The following is a 16,505-nucleotide window of genomic DNA, read 5'->3' as shown; positions in this document are numbered from 1 at the left end:
GATGAAATCAAAATCTAGCATTGGAAGCTCAATTATATCTATTATCGTGATTGGCATTGTGTTACTTTTTTCCATCACATCTTGCACTAACCCCAGCACACCCGCAGGACATGAAGGCTATGTTTTTGAGCAACCTAGATTTTTTGGTTCTGGTGGTTACCAAGGTAGCTTAATCGGTCCGAGCAACTATGGTTTTTCCCCGCTTAGAAATCAAGTCGTCAATATCGATATGCGTCCAAACACGTATACCGAGCGCTTTGAGATCTTAGCCAAGGATGACTTGAATATCAGTTTTGATTTTCATGCCGTCATTGCAATTAAACCAGGTACAGTAAAAGATGTCGTCGAAAATTATGGTGCAGAGAACTGGTATCAGCGTTTTGTTCGCGAAACTTTCAGAACCTATGTTCGCGACGAAGTCCAACAATACGACAGCGGCGCATTAAAAAGCAAACGCGAACAAATTGCTGAAATCGTCACAAAACGTTTAAAAGGCTACCTACAGTTAGCGCCATTTGATATCAAGCAAGTGGTGATCGGTAACATTAATTATCCAGATATCGTAGCCAATGCTGTAGAAAAGAAACTCGCTGCGCAACAGCTGCTAGCAGAAAAAGAAACTCAAAAGGCCATTGCGAAAAAAGATGCGGAAATTCGGATTGAAGAAGCAAAAGGTATCGCTGAAGCGCAAAAGATCATCAACGCCACACTTACTGCAAACTACTTACAACATGAAGCGATAAATGCGCAGCTAAAAATGGCAGAATCTCCTAACCATACAACGGTTTATATTCCGGTTGGCACCAACGGCATTCCACTGGTTAAAGAGAGTCGATAACAAAGTACCAATAATTCGTTTGAGTTGGGAGTAACAATAGCGAGAAGGTCAGTTGTTGCTCTCAACCAGGGTTATTGAGTAAACTCTTTTTCTGTCGCATTTACCAGCTGTTGAAATGCGCGAGTACTGCCAAGTAGCTCTCGCTTTACCTTGTTCCACTGTGCATTGTGATGACCAAACTTTAATTGCCATTCGCGCTTTTCGTCCACACTTAAAGGGTGCAGCTTTGCGCCCAAGGCCATGAGCTCGCGCTCACAGCGTTTTTGCAGTTGCTCAATCTGCGCAATATGAGTATGAAATGTTTGCTTACTCGCGTCCTCGATTTCCCCTTTTAAGCGCAGTGGCAAACTATCTAACCAATGCTGATTTGCGACGGTCACCCAAGCATCGGGGACACTTTCGAGTAAAGCTACCTGCCCTATCTCGTTTTTAAGCAGATCAGGACCTGCGAACAAACCAATAACGCTAGGGTCAATAACCTCTATATGTTTTGTTCTTGCCATTTTGGCCACTTGCGCCCAAGGCACATCAATAACATTTGCCGACGTCATACTGTAAAAATGACTCAAAACCCTAGAAGCAGGTACTCTTAGCACCACTCCTTTGAGTTTTTCAGGCAAGTTAATTAAGCGGTTGAACTGCTTTGTGCTTGTTAATGTGCGACCCCCAACGAGATGATGCATTAAGATATTCAGTTTTCCTTGTTCACTAATAGGCTTAATAACAAGTGACTGCCATTGTGGCGAACAAATTAGATTGAGAAACGCGCGATTTGAGCTCGCCCAAAATGGGATATTAAGGATATCTAGCACAGGTAACGCCCGAGACAGATTTGACACAGAGATAAGTGCGGCCTCCACATGTCCACGAGTCACTGCCGCCATTAACTCGCGGCCACTTCCAAGCGCGCCACTATGGTGAACATCAACATAGATTTTACCGCGAGTCATAGACTCAACATTCTTCTTAAACACTTGATGCATGTGCGGGATAAAGTCACTTTGATCCGCAGGGTATGGGGAAGCTAATCTTAAAATATGGAGGGCAGCACTGCGCTTAGCCCTTTCTTGTTCTCGTTCATCTTCTGAGAGTAAATTTAGTGCAAGTACTTGGCTAACCGGAAATGAAGCACTCAAACATGCCGCTAGTGAAGCTTCAAGAAATTGACGTCTACTCTTGGACATGGCAGTACAACCTAAATTCCATACCTCAATTAAAGATAGCTGTTTGCTTTGCTGTTTCAACCTATAGTTACATAGCTTTAGCCGCACCTATCACAAAATTCATGCTCCTCTTGCAATTGCTAACAGCGCCAGTCTATCTTCTAATTTATAGAAAATGGAGCCTTATCTATGCGTATGCCTCTTTGCTTTTTTGCTGTTCATTGTGCTCTGAGCTTCAGTGTGCTGGGATGTGAATTAGCTGTTGTAGCAAAAACGATTGCCGTCATCCCTTCAGTTTCAAAACCTGATTGCTATTTTTCACAGGATAAAAATGCAAACCTGCGCCCAGTGCGACAATATGTAGAACCTCTAACGCCAAACTATCCAGATGCTGCAATACCTCTCAATTTCGATAAGGTTCAGTCAGCCTGTAAACTGAAGAGTGACACCATCCATTGCCAGTTTGCTGACCGACAAGGCGCTTTGCCTTTAGCTAGTCAATACCAACGAGGTCGGTTAAGCTATGATCAGTGGCGCGTAGACAACCACTATTTTATTGGATGGGCCTCGCACGACCCAGAAAGACCTGCCGGATTTATGGTATTATCCACCACCAAACCCGCTTATTGGTTACCAGTGGAAGATGCTTGTAAAGCAAGGCTCAGCACACGAGTAGTGACGCTTAATAGCAAAGAGAATCTCTGTCTGAATCATCAGGGTATTTGGCAGCGCAGTAACACACAGTCACTACCTGCGCCTTGTGAAAACCCATACTCTGTTGCTACCGATAAAAATGGGGTGTGGGCTTTGCAGCTAAACAATGAAAATCAAAGTTGGAATATTTGCCACTTTGATCACGCATTACAACTCGTGAAAGCATATCAATATCAACTTGATATACCGCAATCGCTAGCGCCATACAAGCTTGTACCTACGTCTTTTTCTCAGGTTACCGCCTTATTCGGCGAATATGACAATGCGCCAGCATACGCATTTGATATTAGCGCTGTTGAGCCGATGATTCTATCAGCCTTCCCAAGCTCAATACGTCGCATACAAATCCCACTTACACGAGCTAAATATCAATTAAGTGAATGACTCAATAAAATACGTGGTGAGACTTCTTTAGCTTTAATTAGGAAATATGAACAAGCCCAAACCAAACAAATTATATTCATTTCATTTACATATGTAAACAAGTGTGAAATGATACCAAACTTCTTTGTTCATATTTTAATTAAAGGACTTATACTATGAAAAATAAACATATCTTGCCGGTCGCGGCTTTATTACTCTCACCGTTAGTACAAGCAAATAACTCGGGTTACTATATTACTGATGTCGATGTATATAAGTATGGTGAACGTGCAACTATGGTTCCTGAGCAAAACCCAATCCCAATGTTAATTCCTGATCACGTTTTAGTTGGTATTGGTGCTCGAGCTGGAAACACAACGGTAACTACCGTCACCTTGTGGTATCGTCAAATATTAGGCAATGGTGAATTTAGTCCGATTTACAGCAAAAACTACGGCAGCAAACCAAGTCACGAGCTTGAATGTCAGTACGTAAATACATCCGACAATATCGCAATTACAGGTATGGAGTGGCGCATCAATGGTTCAGATGATATTGCAGCGCTGCGGGTGAGTTACCGAAAATTTGATAGTCAAGGAAATCTAGGCTCTGAGATATTCTACGGTACGGGAGTTAAATCAACGAACCAATCAAAAACTTGCTATGACCCTGGAAGTGGCGGTATTGAAGTTTCATATTTCCCACCAGCATCAGGTAATAACTCTGTTGTTACAGGTGTTGGTCTTGTTAATCACAATGAAAACATGGATTCAATGTGGCTATATCGCGGAAACTATGTAAACAGATAATAAAGTGTATTCTTTTCTGATTGAATAAGATCTTTACGCCACGAGCAAATTAATCATCATAAAGCGTTCGTGGCTTATGCTAACACAATGTTTGAACTAAAATTAAAACAACTAAAATACACATCAATTCTAAATATTTTACGTTCGATAACCCTTCATCCAAAACAAAAACTTCCATTTTCACATTCTCTGCACTTTTGCCTGCCAATTTAAAAACTCGAATCACAATAAGGTTTGGAATAACGATGAACAACGCGAACTTTCTACGTGCAATGGCACTTGTTACCGCGGTGGCAAGTTTACCAATAGCAGCACAACATAAGCCTCTACCACCTCCGCCTCCAGGCCAGCCACAACCAAACTCGGCGCTGGATGATGAACTCTCACAAATTATGCGTGCTCGCGGTATTACTGGCAGAGTTGCAGGTGCGCAACAACTGCCGAGGATCTCAGATCCCATTGCTCAGCTCGGCATGCAGTTATTTTTTAGCAAAGCCCTTGGGGGAGAAAAATCAGTCGCCTGTGCGAGCTGTCACGATCCAAGGCTCGGTGGTGCCGATGGCCTTTCGTTGCCAATAGGTACAAACGCAGTAGAAAGTGATGTGATAGGCCCTGGTCGCCAAGCAGTCGACGATGACATCAATATTCCACGTAACTCTCCCACCATTTTTAATACCGGATTTGCCAACAACGCTTTATTTTGGGACGGCCGTGTTCAACGTGTGACGATCACTGACGACCAAGGCAATGAAAGCAGTTTTATCAGTACGCCTGATTCAGGTTTTAACCAACCAGATGTAAACGCGGCAGATTCACTAGTTGCAACCCTGTCTCGCTTTCCTGTCACCTCTCGTGAAGAAATGCGTGGTGAGGCTTTCGAAAGTGCCGAAACCAATGAACAAGTCCGCTCACACTTAGCCCAGCGTATTGGCGATTACGGTGAAGAGGCTGGAGGTTTGGCCACCAATGATTGGCTTCAAGCCTTTAGAGAAGCATTCAACTCGCAAGCTGACGCGCAAACCTTAATTACCTTTGATAGTATCGCTTTTGCACTCGGCCAGTATCAAGCGTCATTTGTGATGGTGGATACCAATTGGCATCGCTATGCCCGAGGTGACCGTGGCGCACTCAGCGACAAACAAAAACGTGGTGCTAAACTCTTTTTTACTCCTATAGCTGAAGGCGGTGCAGGATGTGTTGGGTGCCACAGCGGTGAACGTTTCACTAACGATGGTTTCTTTAACCTCGCCTTTCCACAGTATGGTATTGGTACACAAGATAATCAGGCCGATATCGGACGCGCTGCAATTGACCCCTCGCCTCGCAACCAATTTGCGTTTAGAGTCCCAAGCTTAATAAATGTTACCCTGACTGCGCCATATGGTCACGCGGGAGCCTACGAGTCGTTAGAACAAGTGGTCAATCATTACTCAAACCCTGAGCAAACCGTCGAGCAATTTTTTCAACGTGGTGGTGCTTGTGGATTAAAGCAGTTTTCCTTAACCGCTCAGTGTGACACACTAAACCTACAAGCGAGAGAAAATAGTGAAGCGGCGTTAACGTTACTGCGCCAATCACCCTTTGTTGCCGCCAATTTAGCGCCACAACAAAAGCAGGATCTCGTTGCGTTTTTACATGCCTTGACAGACAAGTGTGCAAAAGACCAACGGTGCGTAAGAAAATGGATGCCAAACCGTCGCACACCAGACCCTGATAATTTACGCTTGCGTGCACAACGTTAACCGGTGGAATAACAACAACCATGAAAATGACCATTCGCGTCAAACTATTGCTGATAATTTTGATAGCCAACACCACATTGGTGCTGGCTATCTATGCCGCCAATAAATTAGCGTTTGAAAAAAGCTTTACGGCCTATCTTGAAAATACCTCTCGGGCGCAACTCAAAGAGGTGGTAACGCAAGTTGCCGAGACTTACGCACGCCATGGTTCATTGGACTGGGTGTATCGAGGCTCAGAGGATTGGGATAGCATAGTACGTAGCTTCTATGGTCTTTCTGAGGATGAGCGCCCACGAGATAGGCTACATTCTCGTCCACCACCAAGACATCGTGAAAGAGGCGAAGGAGGGCCACGAAGACGTGATGGCCCTCCACCGCGTTTGGACAATAAAAAACGCCTGCTGATCAAAGACACACAAGGCAATATTATTATGGGCACACCGAAAAGTAAGCAGACTTCGCTGTGGTTCCCAGTCTATCAAAGCGACCACTTGGCGCAGCCTAAACGCGAACAGATTATCGCCTACTTAGGTGTCGAGCAAAGTGGCTTGGTACGCAATGACTTCGACCAACTGTTTGCAGAGCAACAACGTAAACAGTTCATCATCATTGCGCTCGTCGCCCTGTTGGTTACTTTAGTGATTGCCGTGCCTTTTAGTAAATATATGGTCAACCCAATCGTTTTGTTGCGCCGCAATGCAAAAACACTGACACAAGGAAATTACGATGCTCGCGTCGATATCGCGAGTAAAGACGAACTCGGTTTGCTTGCCAGAGATATGAACCGTTTGGCAGACACATTAGCGCAGAACCAAATAGCTAGGCAGCAATGGATAGCGGATATTTCACACGAGCTACGCACGCCGATTGCTGTGATCCGCGCGGAACTTGAGGGCATGATTGATGGCATTATCGCAAGCAATCCCGAACAACTGATGTCGCTTAACGAAGAGATCCAACGATTGACTCGGCTGGTGGACGATTTACATCAACTATCGCTGTCAGACCGCGGTGCACTTACTTACAACATGGATAAAGAAAATCTTTACGACCTGCTCTCACGCACATTTGCAAAAAGTAGTCACCAAATTGAAAAGCACCATCTTGCTTATTCCTTGCAATGCGATGAGCATATTACCTTAGAATGTGACGAGCAGCGCCTTGGGCAGCTATTCGACAACTTACTACAAAACACCTTGCGTTACACAGACTCCTCAGTTGAACAGCCGGGAAATCTCGATGTAAAAGTCATACAACGACAAGATAAAACGATAATTTACTGGCAGGACAGCGCACCTTCTGTACCACAAGAACAGCTAAACAAACTCTTTGATAGGCTCTATCGAGTAGAGGAAGCGCGGAGTAGAAAAACGGGTGGCTCTGGCCTTGGTTTAGCCATTTGCCAAAGTATTGTTGCTGCCCACAACGGAAAAATCACTGCGGACTTGAGCGAACTGGGTGGTCTCGCTATTATTATTGAACTGAAAAGATAATGAGTTTCTCCCGTGCCAAACAAACATATTTTAATCGTCGAAGATGAACCAAAACTTGCCGATATTTTAAGTAAGTATTTGGCTCAAGCCGAGTATACCAGCCATTGTGTTCACGATGGCGCTTTGGCTGAAGAGGCTTTTAAACAACAGCAACCTGCCCTTATCTTACTCGACCTCATGCTGCCTAATCTTGACGGTATCGAAATTTGCAAGCGGATCAGAGCTTATTCAAACGTGCCAATTGTCATGATCACTGCCAAAGTAGAAGAAATCGATCGTCTTCTTGGTCTTGAAGTGGGTGCTGATGATTACGTGTGCAAACCCTATAGTCCAAAAGAAGTCGTCGCAAGAGTGAAGGCGATTTTAAGACGCGTGGCGCTAAACGAGCGCGGCACAGTGTCAGAAACAGAGAGCAAACTTAAACTAGACGAAGAGAGCTTGTTTGTCTCCTTCCTCGACGCGAGAGCGACGTTCACTTATGTCGAGTTTATGCTCTTAAAGGCAATGTACGGACACCCGTGCCGAATTTATAGCCGCGACTTATTGATGGATCACATCTACGATGACAGCCACATTGTTAGCGACAGAACCATAGATAGCCATATTAAAAATATTCGTAAAAAGTTGCAAAGCATCGCACCTAAATACGATTTTATCCACTCCATTTACGGAGCGGGGTATAAGTTTGAGGCGCAGGAACGTAATTCTTAATCTCTAACCTACAATGAGAGTTGGGTTATACACTAATCCAACGCTCACCTAAGGATTAATTCACCGCTACACCCCATTCCCTTTTATTGGTAAACTCCAAAAAATAACTAATAATTATAAAAAGGAATGGGCATGAAAAGACTTACTTTGGCAGTCATAATCACATTAACAGGCTGCAGTAATAGTAATGTTGTAGAGCGAATAAAATCAGAGTCTTCCGTGGTAAAACATAGCTCTGTAGAAGGGTATGAAGATAGATATTCCAACATCTACAATAAGTTTAAAGATTATCCCGTGACCTGCGAAGAAAACTGCTATCCAGTCACCCAACAAATTCAATGTCAGTCCGAAATGCAAGATTGCACTTACGTTGGCAACAACCCCACTCTCTCGCTCAATACCGGCTTTGCTATCCAATGGCTCGGACATGCGAGTTTTAAAGTCAACACCAAAGATGGGCAACAGTTTTTGTTTGACCCCGTCACGGCTCAATTTGACTGGCCTGTAAACTGGGCATTTCGCCTCTCAGAAGGGTTTAATCGCAAGCAACCTGCACAGCTCAGTCAAACAGAGTTACAACAAACCAATGCCGTAATGTACTCCCATATTCATTACGATCATTTTAACAAGAACGATATCGAAGCGATTGGTACTGGGCCTAATTATCTTACTCCACTAGGATTTGCTGAGCACTTTCCTGAAGATGGATACAAGGTTTCTGAAATGGAGTGGTATTCAAGCAAACAACTTGGTGAAGTAACCGCACACTTTGTGCCTGCAAATCACTTTAGCAGCCGTATTTGGGTGCCGTTTTTATACGAAGATCATGGCGCTGCACTATGGGGAGGCTGGATATTAGAACACCAAGGCAAGACTCTATTTTTTGCTGGAGATACTGGATATTCACCGCACTTTAAAGACATTCAAGAAAAATACGGTGATATTGATGTGTGCCTACTTCCAATTGCTTCATACTACAGCGAAGAACATCCTGATTGGTATCGTAAAGTACACACCACACCAGAAGATGCACTGACTGCCGCAAAAGATCTGGGCTGCAAGGTTATGATGCCTTGGGGCTATGGCAATGCTAGTTGGAAAATGGGAGATAAAACCTCACATTCAGCGCTGTTCCGCTTACTGCATATGCAACAAGTACTAAAAGCCCAAACGCCACTGTATATTTTAAATGAAGGCGAAAAAATCCATCTCTAATCCAAAAAGGCACCATAGTCAGATTACATAAAAATAACATTAAACTATAATTCTAAGTTGTCGATAAAAGATCGTTACCTATACGTAGATAAGGAAATATATGAAGATTATAAATCAACCAAGAGAAACGTTGGTAAACAGTCTATCAACTGTAAGCTCAGATACAGTTGCTCAGACTAAAGTCGAGAGATCCGGAGACGCACTGAAAAATGATACATTTTCTCAAACAGCTAAGCATGTGACCCCACCAGTTTATGAGCGACCAATAACGATAGGTGTATCAAAAGAGGTCGAGCAAACGATAAAAAGTGCAAGCGTTATGACTGGTGAAGCAATCGCCGAGCTTTATCTGGGTGGCAGCATGTTTAAATCGGCGGACAGCATGTCTAAAGAATATGACAAAACACTCTCGGATATTGCCACTGAACGACCTGAACTGACTGAAAATGAGTGGGGGTTTTCAGTCAACGAACAGGGCGAATTGAAGGTGACAGGTAATATCTCGGCTGAAGATATTACTTATTTAGAAGGAAAGCTCAATAGCAATAAGGCACTAGTCAACCTTGCAAATGAAGTAAAAGCCAACTTCTTACAATATACGCAGATGGAACGAGACGATAATGGCGGCACCAGTAAACTCTGGGGAAAGTATGATGTTACTAGCGAAAATTTCGCAGATATAATCGACTTCAAAGCACTGATGGATGGTCCTAGAGAAACACAACAAACGACTCTAGCACTAGGAAGACAATTGACTGGGCATGGGTTTATTCAAAATATTGCTGAGCAGCTGGGACAAAATGCAACGGTTAGGTATTCTTAATCTTTAATCAAGAGGCTCTAATATCCGTTAAAGCCTCTAATATACCTTTGGTCTATGAAGGCGTACTGGAAACTAACCTTTGGTAACATATATGTGCGAAATGTACCCATGGAAAGTTATCACCGCCAACACCTATCAAATCCACTTCTTCATCATCATTTAAGTCAACATTGGTAGGTATCTCGATTCGCCATGCACCTCGTTCAAATTGCGACTCCCAAGTATTTTTATAGCCCATACTATAGTCGACATGCCTAACTCGCGCTTCGTTTTCATCGCAGAGATTCAGATCAACTAGCCCGGAAATTATACCATCCAAATTAGAGGTTTGCTGATAACCTACCATACTGTCAACTGGGTTGTACCAATCCTTTACAAACTTCAATGTAGCCGTAGCTCCCTGAACCGGTGCTCCTGTAGAATCTTGTAGCACTAATGACCAATTCAGTTTGTGATAAGCTTGAGTTGTGAGGTATGGGTTACTAAATGCGGAATAAGGGATGCGAATTACACCATTTTCCCCAGAAACAACGTGATTGCTAAATGAGGTGATGATAGAAGCAACTTGCAAACTGTAGGTGTTACTCGGGTTAGCCGAAATAGCTGTGTTAGCCCTAACCCTGATGTTGATTGGTTGATTTTCCTGCAGACCTGTAACTGGGATATATTTACCTTTATCTATTGGCATCCACCCATTATTGTGAATCTCGAAAATATATTCATTAATGTTTGTACTTTCAAGCTTCAAAGAAAGATCTTGTCCTCGAACAGCTGTAAACTGAAAATAATCTATGTCCGTAATACTATCCATGTTCCCGACAATATTATTTTGTCTATCAGGTAAAATCGTTGATGAAGCGACTGTATCATTGAATTCATTTGCATCAAGCTCAGTCGCAACTGCAGCACCGAAGTTAAATGGTGTACCATCTGATTCCACAACTTCGATATACCAGTAATAATGCCCAGGTTCCGTCAATATAACAACTGATTCATCCTGATTTCCGGGATTTTTCGAAGAACCCAGTAACGTATATGTATCGTCATTGTTATGGCGTAGAATAGAAAGATCTACATTAGTAGCACCAACTTGATCCACTAAAATAGCAGTGGTCTTACTTCGTTCCGTAATTTCAAAATGGTAGCAATTTATATTCCCAGCCTGAGAATTTGTTAACGTATATAGGTTTCCAGTATGTAATGTTGGACATGCTGGTGTTATTTGCGCCACACTCTCTTTAATCGCAAATGATACTTTCTAAAGCGGCTTAACGTTTGATGGATTTGTAAATAGAGTTCGCATTCTTTCATCTACATTAAACTGTCCAATCTCTCCCATTGATGGGAGTTCATGCGCAGCAGCAACACAATTAAAACCCACACCAAAAGCCAAGAGACCAACTAGATGATATGATAATTTCATTTAACTTTCCTTTTAAATATAAGATTACATAAAATAAACAAAAGAACAGGTAATTACAATTTAATTACACTCATTTTATCTAATATTTTATGGTAATATTTAAGCGCACAATATCAGGAGGCACCATACCCGAGTGAGCAGAGCCAAACTAAGTCAAGACGAAAGCTTATCTTTTAAAATCAACTATCAACTCCTTCCCAAAGAGACAAACCAACTCGACCTGTATTTTTCAATCCCAACCGATATGGGGATTAATACCAACACATTGAACGAAGTAGACTACTTTAATGCCAATATAAAAAGTCACAGTGCATATTACTCGGAGCAGCTTCATCTCCCCTTGGTACGTAGCCGCTTTATCAGCCAAAGCAAAGGTCAAAAAACCGATTACCGCGTTAATCTAAACCTATTTTGCTACCAGATCCGCATTGCGCTAGATGCCGATGTAAAACAGACATTGAAGCTAAAAGAGGCTGATGAGTTTTATCCAGCCGCACAATTATTAGTGGAAGAAACCGAACGCCTATTGAAAAAACTCAGGCGTTACACGCCACCAGACAATAAGCTTAAGCCTTACTATCAAAACGCAGATAACTACCTCAGTTGGCATACTGAGCAAGCGTTTTTAAAACTCATCGCTAGCGGGCCTAAGTCAAGCGACTTTAGTCATGAGCGAAGCTGTATTGTTAGTTTCTGTCAACGAGAGAGCCAATACCGCGAGGAGCAGAGCTACAACTCGCAAGTCACGTTGGATGACCCAAACCGCATTACCAATAAAATGAAGTTGCTTGAAAGACTCATTGAATATGGTGTTGTTTTTAACAAACAAACCATCGACTTAAGTACCAACCTAAAGCGTTTAGTTCGCGGAGTGGTTACTGGTATTATCATGGCCTTTGTGATGTTTATTGTGCTCAACGCCCGCTCTAACTTTCAAGAAGTCACCGTCGCCCTTATTGCTTTGCTTGGCGTAATTTATGGCCTTAGAGAAACGTTCAAAGAAGACTTAACCCAGTGGGCATGGCGTCATATTCAACGCGGCCGGCCAAAGTGGCGCAACAAGTTTAAAAATTCAGTAACGGACGCCATCGTTTGTACACAAACGATATGGCTGGAACATATTCGCAAAAAAGACCTACCAGAAGACGTTGATAAGCTGCTAAAAAAACGTCGACAGCAAAATAAACAAGCTGCGCATCTACTGCATTTTTGCTGTAAAAACCAAGTACATATTGATGAGTTTTTACCCGGTTACGAAGAAGTACAGCAACGTATCACCTTTAACATGAGTTCGTTTGTACGCTATCTAAAAAAAGGCGCAGGAAAGCTTTATAGCCTTGAAGGGAAAAAGGTCTCGAAAAAGTCAGTTGAACGTCGCTATCAAATCAACTTGGTAATGCGGTTTAAATCTTCTCAAGGAATACAGTTAGAAAGGTATAAACTCACCATGAACCGCTCTGAAATCGTCGCCATAGAGCTTATGGCAAGCGATTCCGTCTATATTGAAAACGACGCTTAAGCACTGACGCAGCTTCGTATAACCACCGACAAAACGGATTGGAAGCAGGTTTATCCTGCACTCCAATCCCAAATCCAGTGATGCGGCTACTCAAAAGATATTAATGTGCTTTCTTTGGTCCGTAACGAACCATGTCTTTGCCGTTTTCGAACACGTCTTGAGATACCCAACGACCCAACAACAATTGGTGTTTATCATCCAAAATCGCAATAAATGGTCTACCATCGCTGTTGTTCGTTGCCAGCGCCACACCAGCCACGTTTTGTAAACCTAAGCCACCGTTATCAATTAGCAACAAAAAAGCTTCCAGCTCGTCCAAGGTTTCAATGATATCTTTATCGTTGATCATCTCTTCACTCTCACTTACTCAGTATGCCGCGTAGAATACCAGTTCTGCTGAAATGATTGAACCCAACACCAAATGGCGTTTAACCAGTTTGACCCATACTGAAATCCAAAACGAAGCGGGAATGAGCGAGCAACAAATAGCCGAGCTAAATGTAGGGTTGTCGTCGATTCCATTAGGGCGCATGTTACAAGCCACAGAAATACTAGGGCCTGTTGATCTTTCAAGTTTGTTTTTGCAGCAGTTTGATTGGTATTTATACAAGGCAGAGCCAGCGTAGCATAGTCATTCTATGTAAGTCTGGCGATAAAGACTTTGTGCTCCTGCAAAGTCACCTTACCCCACATCCTTGTGGGGCAACACAGAAGAAATGCTAATCAAGCGCTGCCCTTTGGGTTCATCTGAGTGCGCTTTGTTCATTGTTGCTCAACTTTTGCCTAGATTACTAGGCTGCAAGTCGAGCGTCGCGACCAAAACACACTCAGAAGAACAAAAATCAAACAGCAAAGGTCAACAGGCCCTAGCAAGCTTAGACTTTTTAACTGGTGAAGGGTCAACAGCAATGCGCGGCGCGCACATCACTGTTGACGGTGGTTACTGCTTGTAAAAATGTAAGGATCAGTCCGCCGTTGGTTTTACCTCTCTGGGCTGATCCTGCATTTTTTGAAACAGCCAACCAATTCCCACCAAACATAAGCCTAAACCGATAAAAGACAAGGCGCGCAGCAAGCCTTCGAGGTTTGCCATATCGACCACAAAAGCTTTTAAAATAACAATGGCTAGCCCTGCAAAACCGGCGTTAATCAGCACTTTATGCTCTATCCGCTTGGCAACAAAAATTAATACGGTTGAAATCAATAGCCAAACAATCGAATAGGTATATAACTCGGATTGCTCCATCGGCATCGACAGCACAAGGAAACCCTCATGAAATAACGCCCGAATTTCACCATTGATAAACAAGACCCCTAGCAAGGCTATCAGCCCGTATACCAACCGCTTAAATTGCGGTGGTATTAACTTAAACTGGAGCATGAAAGCGAATACGCATGCTGGTACCAACCACTGCAAAAGTAACCAATTAAACACGCCGTCTCCAATATATTGCCTGTCAAAAAACGGATTATTGGCAAACGAAATATCGGCGTGGAGCAACGCGCTTCCAAGTAATAGCAAGCTAGCTGCAAGCGGATAAAGTCTGTTGCCCTTGTCGCTGAGCTGCCCTCGCCACAGATATACAGCGCCAAGCACCAGCCAATTCAAAGCAAGCAACACGGATTCTTGGAAACCGAGATTAGTAAAATCAGGGTAGTCACCAATCAAGAGATAACTTGTTTCGGTCGTAACCAGAAGCGCCACAATATGCATTGCGACGCCCATAAACCAAGTGTTCAGGGCCTTTGAAGGGTTGTATTTGGTAGCAAACCAAATGATGCCCAGCACTAGCGGATAGACCACAAGTGTCCAATGTATAGTTAAAATCGTTTCGTGCTTGTAATCTGCAAGCCAAGGCGCAAAAGTAAGACGGGTAACAACGGCAATAAGTGCAGCCTTATACAACCAATCAGGTATACGCACTTTGTACTTCCAGCTCAAATAACTCATAGACGCTACCTGTGCCGCAATCGCTAAAGTCAACGAGCTTGCCGAGAGTAACATCGTAAAACACAAACTCAGCATGGCATTCGCCAAAATAAGGTAAGTGACCTGCTGAATATTAGTATCCGTTTTCATCGCACAATACGAAGCGAAGAGCCCGATGGCCAACATCTCAACCGCCCATACAGGATATAAAATTGCTTCTGCGACTCTAGGAGAAATAGCGTAGCTTACACCGTAAAGCGCAAGTGGTGCCACGTTCAACAGCATCAAATAAGCGAGTCTTGATGGATATCGCTTAATCATCATCATGCTAAATAACATCGTGATGACCACTGCTACTTGGATAAACAAATACTTACCGGTGAAAGGAAAAAGTACGTCGCCGTAAGTGCCCACTTTGGGCATCAAGTAGAATGAGAGAAGTACAAACAATAGTAAATAAAATGGCCAACTATCCAATGCACTATGTCTATAAGCCGCGCACAAAACCACGCTAGCAAATAAGACATTAGCCCAAATAAGCGTATCGATTTGGGTTTTTATTATTAGCGCACATGCGATAAGTAACAGTGGGAGTAAAATTCCCAATTGCTCTTTTCTTGGCATTAATAGATCTTTGACCGGCAACGGACTTATCATTGAATTCGTCAGCCGCCAACCCAGTACGTCTACCAACACATATAAGTACATAGAGATAAGCGCAAAAATCAGCAGCACCCAAAAGTCGCCGCTTCCACCAACCGCAACCGCGGTGCAAAACCATAAGAAATGCCCAACAAAGCTTTGCCACCACAGCCATTTGCGCTTCACATAATCCGCAACCCAAATCGCAGAGAGTGAAACAAAGCTGATATACAGCAGTAACGCACCGATATTATTTGAACCGGTCGATACCAAAGCAGGCACGACATACGCACCAACGATGCCGATACCTGCGAGCACAGGGCCAAATCTCAGTGCCAAAGAGGTCGCAGCCAATGAAATAATGGCGAGTAAAACAAAGGCCATATTAGCCGGTATAAAATGATAGAAATCAAAAGCAACCAATGTCATGGCAAAGCAAGTGATCACGCCACCACTGGCAAGTGCTGCAGAAATGTATGGCGTATTAATTTTTAGCTTTTCTTTGTAGCGATTTACAACTTCAGCGGCAGTAACCAAGCTAACTCCAAAAAGGGCCCCCAGTATCACTCGCACACTAGGGGGAAGAAGTCCGGCTTCAATAGAGTACTTAGCTAGAAAAACGCCGCCCAAGGCTAGCACTACGGCACCTATCCAAAAAAGTCCATTCCCTTTTAATAAAGAATCTAAAGTAAAGTCAAATTCAAAGGCTGGTTTACTCTTACTAGGCTTGGCTCTTGCGATAGTCACCATACTGTCGCTTTCAGGCTGCTGAGGTTGTGTAGGATTGGCTGTTGCAATGGAGCCACCCAATGCTGTTCGTGCAGTTAATGATGTGCTATCAGCTGTTTCGTCATTCCTTTGTCCACGCACAGAAAGCTTCTTCTCTGAACGTGCTTGATCTGAGAATTCACGACCTTCAAGTGTCGAGATCCGGCGACTTTGCTGCTCTATCGTATTTTGTAACTGATGTACTTTTTTGACAAGTTGCTTAAGCCTTTGTCTATCTTGTAGAGCAAATACAGCGCCAATAAATACAAAAAGATAAAAAATAAAAGAGATAAACTCCGTTTCCATACGATTCCTTATTTGTTTGCTAGACCCTAGCTAACCTGTATTAGAA

General features: G+C 43.2%; 16 protein-coding genes. 11 read left to right on the top strand and 5 right to left on the bottom strand.

Going from position 1 to position 16,505, the window contains the following annotated elements; genetic code table 11:
• Position 1 precedes the first annotated feature (1 nt).
• Positions 2-838: an SPFH domain-containing protein gene (locus GSF13_RS10480; protein ID WP_029215911.1), complete on the top strand. Its 837-nt coding sequence runs from the start codon at positions 2-4 to the stop codon at positions 836-838.
• Positions 839-909: 71 nt separating this feature from the next.
• Here the strand turns inward: GSF13_RS10480 and dctP are convergent, their stop codons facing one another.
• A complete protein-coding gene (gene dctP, locus GSF13_RS10475; protein WP_029215912.1) occupies positions 910-2,022 on the bottom strand; it encodes a TRAP transporter substrate-binding protein DctP in 1,113 nt (370 codons plus the stop codon).
• Between the two features lie 168 nt (positions 2,023-2,190).
• Here dctP and GSF13_RS10470 point away from each other — a divergent pair, with 168 nt between their 5' ends.
• From GSF13_RS10470 to GSF13_RS10440, 7 genes are all read left to right on the top strand, one after another.
• A complete protein-coding gene (locus GSF13_RS10470; protein WP_211868197.1) occupies positions 2,191-3,099 on the top strand; it encodes a hypothetical protein in 909 nt (302 codons plus the stop codon).
• Between the two features lie 155 nt (positions 3,100-3,254).
• Positions 3,255-3,887 (top strand): hypothetical protein, encoded by a 633-nt coding sequence (locus GSF13_RS10465; protein WP_211868195.1) that lies wholly within the window; start codon positions 3,255-3,257, stop codon positions 3,885-3,887.
• A 245-nt stretch (positions 3,888-4,132) separates the two neighbouring features.
• The gene (locus GSF13_RS10460; protein ID WP_211868193.1) at positions 4,133-5,629 is read left to right on the top strand and encodes a cytochrome c peroxidase; all 1,497 of its coding nucleotides are present in this window, start codon (positions 4,133-4,135) and stop codon (positions 5,627-5,629) included.
• A gap of 20 nt (positions 5,630-5,649) precedes the next feature.
• Positions 5,650-7,122 carry an ATP-binding protein gene (locus GSF13_RS10455; RefSeq protein WP_211868191.1) on the top strand — a complete coding sequence of 491 codons (1,473 nt, stop codon included), beginning with the start codon at positions 5,650-5,652 and terminating at the stop codon, positions 7,120-7,122.
• 12 nt (positions 7,123-7,134) lie between these two features.
• Positions 7,135-7,833 (top strand): response regulator, encoded by a 699-nt coding sequence (locus tag GSF13_RS10450; RefSeq protein WP_206473651.1) that lies wholly within the window; start codon positions 7,135-7,137, stop codon positions 7,831-7,833.
• A gap of 132 nt (positions 7,834-7,965) precedes the next feature.
• Positions 7,966-9,048 carry an MBL fold metallo-hydrolase gene (locus GSF13_RS10445; protein ID WP_206473649.1) on the top strand — a complete coding sequence of 361 codons (1,083 nt, stop codon included), beginning with the start codon at positions 7,966-7,968 and terminating at the stop codon, positions 9,046-9,048.
• Positions 9,049-9,148: 100 nt separating this feature from the next.
• Positions 9,149-9,871, top strand: coding sequence for a hypothetical protein (locus tag GSF13_RS10440; RefSeq protein ID WP_102056310.1), 723 nt, complete (start codon positions 9,149-9,151; stop codon positions 9,869-9,871).
• 52 nt (positions 9,872-9,923) lie between these two features.
• Here GSF13_RS10440 and GSF13_RS10435 read toward each other — a convergent pair whose 3' ends face one another.
• Together GSF13_RS10435 and GSF13_RS10430 are read right to left on the bottom strand one after the other, a co-directional pair.
• Positions 9,924-11,102 (bottom strand): hypothetical protein, encoded by a 1,179-nt coding sequence (locus tag GSF13_RS10435; RefSeq protein WP_211868189.1) that lies wholly within the window; start codon positions 11,100-11,102, stop codon positions 9,924-9,926.
• A gap of 27 nt (positions 11,103-11,129) precedes the next feature.
• Complete coding sequence (locus tag GSF13_RS10430) at positions 11,130-11,294, bottom strand: hypothetical protein (protein ID WP_211868187.1); 165 nt, start codon at positions 11,292-11,294, stop codon at positions 11,130-11,132.
• A 133-nt stretch (positions 11,295-11,427) separates the two neighbouring features.
• Between GSF13_RS10430 and GSF13_RS10425 the strand changes: the two genes are divergently transcribed.
• Positions 11,428-12,813 carry a hypothetical protein gene (locus GSF13_RS10425; protein ID WP_102056308.1) on the top strand — a complete coding sequence of 462 codons (1,386 nt, stop codon included), beginning with the start codon at positions 11,428-11,430 and terminating at the stop codon, positions 12,811-12,813.
• A gap of 100 nt (positions 12,814-12,913) precedes the next feature.
• On the opposite strand, the gene GSF13_RS10420 is transcribed toward GSF13_RS10425, so the two are convergent.
• Positions 12,914-13,162: a hypothetical protein gene (locus tag GSF13_RS10420; protein WP_130126743.1), complete on the bottom strand. Its 249-nt coding sequence runs from the start codon at positions 13,160-13,162 to the stop codon at positions 12,914-12,916.
• Between the two features lie 52 nt (positions 13,163-13,214).
• Here GSF13_RS10420 and GSF13_RS10415 point away from each other — a divergent pair, with 52 nt between their 5' ends.
• Entirely contained in the window at positions 13,215-13,439 is a 225-nt protein-coding gene (locus GSF13_RS10415) for a hypothetical protein (RefSeq protein ID WP_227387340.1), read from the top strand.
• Between the two features lie 90 nt (positions 13,440-13,529).
• Entirely contained in the window at positions 13,530-13,766 is a 237-nt protein-coding gene (locus GSF13_RS24715; protein WP_249122763.1) for a hypothetical protein, read from the top strand.
• 11 nt (positions 13,767-13,777) lie between these two features.
• On the opposite strand, the gene GSF13_RS10405 is transcribed toward GSF13_RS24715, so the two are convergent.
• A complete protein-coding gene (locus GSF13_RS10405; protein WP_211868185.1) occupies positions 13,778-16,459 on the bottom strand; it encodes a DUF2339 domain-containing protein in 2,682 nt (893 codons plus the stop codon).
• Between the last annotated feature and the right edge of the window lie 46 nt (positions 16,460-16,505).

Origin of the sequence: Pseudoalteromonas sp. M8 (assembly GCF_018141365.1) — a bacterium.
GTDB lineage: Bacteria > Pseudomonadota > Gammaproteobacteria > Enterobacterales > Alteromonadaceae > Pseudoalteromonas.
This window is presented reverse-complemented; position numbering and strand designations above follow the sequence as displayed.